General features: G+C 36.5%; 6 protein-coding genes. 2 read left to right on the top strand and 4 right to left on the bottom strand.

Features of this window, described 5'->3' with window-relative positions; translation table 11 throughout:
• The first annotated feature begins 207 nt into the window (after positions 1-207).
• Positions 208-1,392, top strand: a complete 1,185-nt coding sequence (gene punC / locus HX062_RS14935) for a purine nucleoside transporter PunC (protein WP_286467957.1) — start codon at positions 208-210, stop codon at positions 1,390-1,392.
• Between the two features lie 195 nt (positions 1,393-1,587).
• Here the strand turns inward: punC and HX062_RS14930 are convergent, their stop codons facing one another.
• Together HX062_RS14930 and HX062_RS14925 are read right to left on the bottom strand one after the other, a co-directional pair.
• Complete coding sequence (locus HX062_RS14930; RefSeq protein ID WP_286467956.1) at positions 1,588-2,358, bottom strand: hypothetical protein; 771 nt, start codon at positions 2,356-2,358, stop codon at positions 1,588-1,590.
• Positions 2,359-2,599: 241 nt separating this feature from the next.
• A complete protein-coding gene (locus HX062_RS14925; protein WP_286467955.1) occupies positions 2,600-3,091 on the bottom strand; it encodes a hypothetical protein in 492 nt (163 codons plus the stop codon).
• 284 nt (positions 3,092-3,375) lie between these two features.
• On the opposite strand from HX062_RS14925, the gene HX062_RS14920 reads away from it, so the two are divergent.
• The gene (locus HX062_RS14920; RefSeq protein ID WP_286467954.1) at positions 3,376-3,903 is read left to right on the top strand and encodes a hypothetical protein; all 528 of its coding nucleotides are present in this window, start codon (positions 3,376-3,378) and stop codon (positions 3,901-3,903) included.
• An 81-nt stretch (positions 3,904-3,984) separates the two neighbouring features.
• Here HX062_RS14920 and capB read toward each other — a convergent pair whose 3' ends face one another.
• Together capB and HX062_RS14910 are read right to left on the bottom strand one after the other, a co-directional pair.
• A complete protein-coding gene (gene capB / locus HX062_RS14915; RefSeq protein ID WP_182628762.1) occupies positions 3,985-5,250 on the bottom strand; it encodes a cysteate-C-fatty acyltransferase in 1,266 nt (421 codons plus the stop codon).
• A gap of 234 nt (positions 5,251-5,484) precedes the next feature.
• Positions 5,485-7,890, bottom strand: a complete 2,406-nt coding sequence (locus HX062_RS14910; protein ID WP_286467952.1) for an alpha-ketoacid dehydrogenase subunit alpha/beta — start codon at positions 7,888-7,890, stop codon at positions 5,485-5,487.
• Between the last annotated feature and the right edge of the window lie 187 nt (positions 7,891-8,077).

The raw sequence follows: 8,077 nt of genomic DNA, 5'->3' as shown, positions 1-8,077 counted from the left end.
TTTGTTGAACGTTAACTTTCATAGGAAAATTGATTTTTTATGGTCAACCTATGTCAGGGACGTACATGGTGAGTGGTGAGTGGTGAGTAGTGAGTGGTGAGTAACCATTCACTCTTTACCATTCACTCTTTACCACTCACTCTTCACCATTCACCATTCACTACTAAAAAAACCGTACTTTTGCAGATTCTTTAATTTTTAAATTATATGCCAAAGCAAAATAAAAACAGTTTTTTCTTTTTAGTGTATTTAGCCGGTTTAAGTATTATTGGTTTTTTAGCCACAGACATGTACCTACCAGCCTTTGAAACGATGCGTGTTGACTTACAGACAACTAAAAGCAGCATTAGTTCCACCTTAAGTTTATTTTTAGCAGGTTATGCTATTGCCCAATTGATGTGGGGACCTATTTCGGATAAAATAGGCAAACCCAAAACCATTGTGATTGGTCTGATGATCTTCACCCTTTCTTCCTTGGTCATTTACTTCACAGCGAGTGTGACGGTCTTTTTGATCCTGCGTTTAATTCAAGCCATTGGAGTGTGTGCCGCAGCAGTGAGTTGGCAAGCCTTGGTGATTGAGCGCTATCCTAAAGAGGAAACCAATCGCGTATTTGCTACTATTATGCCTTTAGTGGCGCTATCTCCTGCTCTAGCTCCTCTATTAGGGGTATATCTATTGGAACACTTCGGTTGGCGTTCTATTTTTATTACCCTAGCGGTTATTGCGGTTCTCTTGATGGTATACACCTTTACGTTACAAGATAAAAAAGCAACAACGTCTAGTGAAACAGAAGCGACACCACCAACTAAATCCCTATCTTACTGGGCGATATTACGATCAAAAGCCTATGTAGGCAATGTGATGATTTACGCATTTTGTTCAGCCGCTTTCTTTGCTTGGCTAACAGGATCGCCTTTCTTTTTAAAGGAAATGGGCTATAGTGAAGCCGAAATCGGTTTTAGTTTCGTACCCCAAACCATTGCCTTCTTAATTGGTGGTTTTGGCTATCGAACGTTATCTTCCAAAATAGACGGTACCAAACTGACGGCTTACTTTGTATCCTTGTTTGGATTAGCCATTATAGCAACCGCTGCCTTAGCCATCTTCACCACACCAACGCTGACAAGCCTGTTGATTCCATTCTGTTTTATGGCCTTAGCCAATGGAGCCTGTTATCCGATTGTCGTAGCAGAAGCGTTAAAGCTTTATCCTGAAAACTCTGGAAAAGCAGCAGCTTTACAAAATACCATTCAATTGGGAATGTGTTTCATAGCCAGTGCAATTGTGTCTTTATTTTCCAAAGACGCTTTGTTTTCTACAGCTCTAGTCATGGTTGCCACTATTCCACTAGCCTTTTGGGCCTTGACTTGGACCAAGAAAAAGATGTAATTTTAAATAATGATAAAACAAGAAACAGGCTAGTTAAGCCTGTTTCTTGTTTTTTAATTCTTTTTTTTCCGTTTTAATTTATTTGACAGATAAAATAGAGGAGCAATGGATAGCAAAAACAGTGGATTATAATGACTGACTATAAAAGCATAAAGCAACACAATCAATATAAAAAAACTAATAACGTTTACTAAGTTATTCATTCCAAAGACGCATAGAATTTCTCAAAGTTGAGAAATAGATTCCTAAAAGTAATTTTGTTTCGTCTGTATATATCTTTTCACTAAGTTCTTTAACTTCAAATTGATTAACATATGAAATTGCTTTTTCTCTAACGGAAATAGACTCTAAATTTTCAAAAAAAATCGTATAATTCTCTCTATTTACTTCTTTAGGTAACTTCTCTAATGTATACCCGATGACGTCTGAATGAGTTATTATACTTTCAATTTCTTCTCTAATTTTATTCTCTTCCACTGCTGTAAGAATCATTGCACTAAAACCATATTTATCTTTGTTATCACTAACAAAAGAATAATAAGTTGCCTCATCATAAACAGGATATTTTGCTTGGTAATCAACTATAATTTGGTTGTGCATGATTCCAACATTATCTATATAGTTCTCAGTTACAGTAAGATTGTGATCTGATTGGTAATCCTGTCGTATAGGAATTTGATAACTATATGCATAAGCAACTGAAGCTCCCGCTCCTCCAATAACAGCACCTAATGCTACAGCACCAGCAGCAAGAGGAGCTGCAGGTGTCCATCCGAACCATCCCGCAATACTAGCAACAGACCCTGCCCCAGTTAAAGCACCTGCTCCATCAACTAATGCCGTGTTCCAAAATCCCTTTCCTTGAGTCTTAAAATTTTGATCCGTATCAAAATTTAATTTTTTACTTTCTGATTCACAAGAAACCAAAACAATTGATAAGCTTAATAATAAAAATAATTTTTTCATAATAGATTGATTTTAATTAAAAATTCAGTTATAGTTAACTTATATTTTATCACAAAAACAACACCAAAACCACCTTAATCCATCGTTATTTTAAAATCAAACTACTAATAATCAAACAAATACAAGTGAAATAACAAAATTCACTTCTAACGACAAAAAAGGACAAGATTATACAACCTTGTCCTTTTCTTATTTTATTCTTTGTGTCCAAAATGACCTTGGAGCATCTTATCTAATGCTATTATTCAATCAAAAATCGAATATCCTTATTAAACTTTTTATCGACAACAACAACCGCATAGGGATAAACAGCCTGTGCTAATTCGTGTTCTTCTTCTTCTACACAATAAGTCAACTCAATAAAATCGTCTTTTTCCTTCAAACTATTGATTGAAAAAGAAGTTTCTAGTTTGCTTGGCAGTCCTACTAAAGCCAAGACAAACGACTTTGAAAAATCAACGTCCTCTATTACTTGATTTTTGTCCTTCTGATCGAATAAACGTTCAAAATGCGCTTTACTCGTAATCTTTACATGTTGAACCCCTTGATTTGATCCTTGGGTTTTTAATACATATTGGTCGTTCACTACAAAGGGAACCGCTGTTACTTTATATAATTTAATCTCGTCTGTCCGCTCAACCGTATTAGCTTTGATCACCTCCTTCTTCTCCCCCATACATTGTACGAGCATAAAACTCAATAGTACAATCCAACAAAAATTTTTCCTTTTCATCACTTTCTTTTTTATAGCTATAACGTTTTATCTCCCCTAAAACGTATGTTCTTTTTCGTGTATTTAATTTTAATAAAAATTAAACTAAAATTGTTAACAAATATAAGGAAAATTATTTTTGAATCACATTTCAACAACATCTTTTATACAAATACATGATATATTGTTTAAACTATATTAAAATAATTTAAAAGTAACAAGAATATAAAAATAATTGCTCTATTTTATATAGAAAAAAGAGATTCGATTGTTTTGTATCTTTGACTTATGCTAAAAAAAGAGATATGTGTAGATATGGAATGACAACTTACAAACCGCACTATGTTTGTTTTGATTGTCAAAAAACGTTTAAAAGGCGCTTATGGAATGATATTAAAGGAGGTACTAAAGTTGATTCTGCAGCCAAATGCCCCCAATGTGGTAATCTAATGGCCAATATGGGAAAAGATTTTGAAGCGCCAAAGAAAGGAAACAACAAAGCTTGGCAACACATCAAAGATTTATATGAAGTCGGGATCACGTGGCATTCTTGCGGTTGTACAGGTCCTGGCTATATTCCGAAAGACAAAGTAGCCTTACTCCTCTATTTTCAAGAAATCATCCAACAGTACGAAAAAGAGCTTTTGTTTTGGCGCTCTCGTATAGAACCTGAAACAAAAAAAGATATTCTCAAAGATGAACAGCGCAATTGGCAAAAGCTATCCGCCGTTAAATCCAATCGAAAAAAAGAAGTAATCACGAACCAAGAGGGAATTGATTATTGGATTGGAAAGATTAAGGAGGTAGAATTAGTGCTAAGAAAGATTGAGTAGAGGAATTCAAAAATGCCCAAACAATTTCCGTTTGAAAATAAAAAAAACTCGAAACTTTTAGTTTCGAGTTTTTTTATTTATTTATGCATTTGATACATCTACTGTAGTTTCAGCAGCAATACGCTTGTATGTTCCGTTTTCTAGTTTTTCTCGAATTGCTTCGTAAGCCGCTAGTGTTTCTTGGATATCTTCCATCGTATGTGTTGCCGTAGGAATCATTCTCAGTAAGATAATTCCTTTAGGAATAACTGGATAAACTACGATCGACAAGAAAATATTGTAATTCTCACGCAAATCGTTTACCATCACCATTGCCTCTGGAATACTTCCTTCTAAGTATACTGGCGTAACACAAGTGTTGGTATCTCCAATATTAAATCCTCTTTCTTTTAATCCATTTTGAAGCGCATCAACATTCTCCCATAATTTTGCTTTTAAAGAAGGTTGTGTACGCAACAATTCTAAACGTTTTAAGGCTCCTTTTGTGAAAATCATTGGCAATGACTTTGCAAACATTTGAGAGCGTAAATTGTATTTTAGGTAATCAATAATATCTTTATCTGCAGCAACGAATGCTCCAATACTAGCCATTGACTTAGCGAAAGTAGAGAAATACACGTCAATACCATCTTGACATCCTTGCTCTTCTCCAGCTCCAGCACCTGTTGCACCTAAAGTACCAAAACCATGTGCATCATCCACTAGCAATCTAAAGTTATATTTTTCTTTTAAAGCAACGATTTCTTTTAGTTTTCCTTGTTGTCCACGCATTCCGAAAACGCCTTCAGTAATAACTAAAATACCTCCACCAGTTGTTTCAGCCATTTTAGTTGCGCGCTCTAAGTTCTTTTCGAAACTTTCGATATCGTTGTGCTTGTACGTAAAGCGTTTCCCCATGTGTAGGCGAACACCATCGATAATACACGCATGCGAATCAACATCGTAAACAATAACGTCATTCTTTGTTACTAATGCGTCAATAATAGACACCATCCCTTGGTAACCGAAGTTTAACAAGTAAGCAGCTTCTTTGTGTACAAAAGCAGCTAACTCATCTTGAAGTTGCTCATGCACTGTAGTGTGACCAGACATCATACGCGCACCCATAGGATAAGCTGCTCCGTATTCTGCAGCTGCCTCAGCATCTACCTTTCTTACTTCTGGATGATTTGACAACCCTAAGTAATCATTGATACTCCAATTGATTACTTCTTTTCCATGAAACATCATACGATTTGATAAAGGTCCCTCAAGTTTAGGAAAAACATAATATCCTTCAGCTTGTGACGCCCATTTTCCTAATGGTCCTTTATTCTTCTGTATTCTGTCAAATAAATCATTTACCATAATATAACTATGTTTAAAAAAACAAATGCAAAATTACTCATATTTTGTATGCTTTCATAATAAATTAGAGAGAATTTCTCAGATTATGGATTATTTTCTATTCCTCTTTTTTCAAAAACAATTACAATCTAATAATTTACAAATTAAAAAAAATAGTTTTAATACCCATCATATGTCAGCTAAAATTATCAAATAAATAAAAACCTCTCAATATGAGAGGTTTTTGTGCGATTATTAATACAATTTGGGAAACTTTTTTGGGTTTACTTCATGCATAATAGCATAAACTCTTTCGTAAACATCTTCTGCTGAGGGCTTACTAAAGTAATCCCCATCCGTGCTATAAGCCGGTCTGTGCTCCTTAGAAGTTAGTGTTTGCGGCTCACTATCTAAGTGACGGTATCCTTTTTGAACTTCTATAATTTGTTGCAACAGGTAAGCAGACGCTCCTCCTGGCACATCTTCATCCACCACCAACAGGCGATTGGTCTTTGCCAAACTCTTCACTACATCGTGGTTCAAATCGAATGGCAATAGGGATTGTGCATCGATGATTTCTACGTCAATGCCAATTTCCATTAATTCTTTAGCTGCTTGTTCGATAATGCGCAAGGTTGAACCGTAAGAAACAATTGTCAAGTCGCTTCCTTCTTTAATTGTTTCCACTACTCCAATTGGCGTTTTAAACTGACCTATATTGTTTGGCATCTTCTCTTTCAGACGGTACCCATTCAAACACTCGATCAATAAAGCAGGCTCGTCACTTTCTAATAGCGTATTGTAAAAACCAGCGGCTTTAGTCATATCACGAGGCACTAAAACGTGCATACCACGAATCGCGTTGATAATCATTCCCATTGGTGAACCTGAATGCCAGATTCCCTCTAAACGGTGTCCACGCGTACGAACGATTAAAGGTGCTTTTTGACGCCCTACCGTACGGTACTGTAACGTAGCTAAATCATCACTCATGATCTGAATCGCGTACAACAAATAATCTAAATATTGAATCTCAGCAATAGGACGCATTCCACGCATTGCCATACCGATTCCCTGACCTAAGATTGTCGCTTCACGAATACCCGTGTCTGTTACACGTGTTTCTCCGTGTTTCTCTTGTAATCCTTCTAATCCCTGGTTAACGTCTCCGATATTACCTGAATCCTCTCCAAAAACGGTTACATTTTTGTGGTTCGCCAAGATATAATCGAAGTTATCGCGTAGAATTACACGGGCGTCCACTTCTTCTGCATCTGCATCGTAGGTTGGCAACACCGCTTCCACGTGTTGTGCTTTGTCTTTAGAAGTTGAATATAAGTGTGAACTATATCGCGGCTGTACGTTTTCGTAGTATTTTTCAATGAACTGCACCACTAACGCTTTGCTGCTTTCTTGGATAATCAAACGCAATACTTTACGAGCTGTAACCATCACATCACGGCGAATAGGCTCTTTTAACCCTTGTAAATCAGCGATGTGCTTTTCAATGAATACTTTATTTGGACTTTGAGCGGCTACTTGTTGTAAAACAGCAACCAACTCATCTCTTTCTGCAATAATTGGATCAAGGTATTTTCTCCACGCTTCTTTTTTGCCGTCAAGAACTTGTTTCTTCAAGTCTTTGTCTAGCGCATCCAACTCTTCTGCAGTAGCGATATTGGCTTCAATCATCCAATTTCTCATTTGCAAGATACAATCCTGCTCTGCCTCCCATGCTAAGCGCTCTTTGCTTTTGTAGCGTTCGTGCGACCCTGAAGTAGAGTGTCCTTGTGGTTGTGTTAGTTCTTGTACGTGAATCAGCACCGGAACGTGCTCTTCTCTAGCGATTTGAGCTGCTTTTGCATAGGTTTCTACTAAAGCGGGATAGTCCCATCCTTTTACGCGTAGAATCTCATAGCCGTTTCCGTGCTCGTCGCGTTGGAACCCTTTTAATATTTCAGAGATATTTTCTTTTGTTGTTTGGTATTTTGCGTGTACGGAAATCCCATATTGGTCATCCCAAACACTCATTACCATTGGCACTTGTAATACTCCTGCTGCATTAATTGTTTCAAAAAACAACCCCTCTGAAGTAGAAGCATTTCCGATTGTTCCCCAAGCTACCTCATTTCCACTGATTGAAAATTGTTGGTCTTTATCCGCTTCAGGAATCGCTCTATAATATTTTGATGCTTGTGCAAGTCCAAGTAAACGAGGCATTTGCCCTGCTGTTGGAGAGATATCTCCACTTGAATTTTTTTGTGCTGTTAGTTTTTTCCAGTTTCCATTTTCATCCAAACTGTGCGTAGCAAAATGCCCACCCATCTGACGTCCACCAGACATGGGATCATTTTCAATATTCGCATCACCGAATAAACCAGCAAAAAACTGTTGGATATTTAACTGACCAATTGCCATCATAAAGGTCTGATCGCGGTAATAACCCGATCTGAAGTCCCCATTCTGAAAAGCCTTAGCCATTGCTAATTGTGGTACTTCCTTTCCATCTCCAAATATCCCAAATTTAGCTTTTCCCGTTAATACTTCACGACGACCTAGTAAACTACATTCTCTACTGATCTTTGCAATTGTATAATCTTGAATAACCTCTTTCTTAAAATCTTCAAAAGAAAGTGCTGTGTTTTTTTTATTTTGACTCATCGCGTAACCTAATATTTTACAGGATACGAATATAAAATAATCCAAACAAAAAAGCTAATTTAAACCGCAGTAATATTGTGAATTAGCGCACTGTTATTTTAACTATTACACACCAAAAGAGTAAAAATAATAAGGATTTAAAAATCATATCTTAAAAAAATGCTTTTGATTAATAAATCCGCAATAC

The organism is Myroides sp. DF42-4-2 (genome assembly GCF_030326445.1).
Lineage (GTDB): Bacteria > Bacteroidota > Bacteroidia > Flavobacteriales > Flavobacteriaceae > Flavobacterium.
Note: the sequence above shows the minus strand (reverse complement) of the source record. Positions and strands in the feature narration are given on the sequence as shown.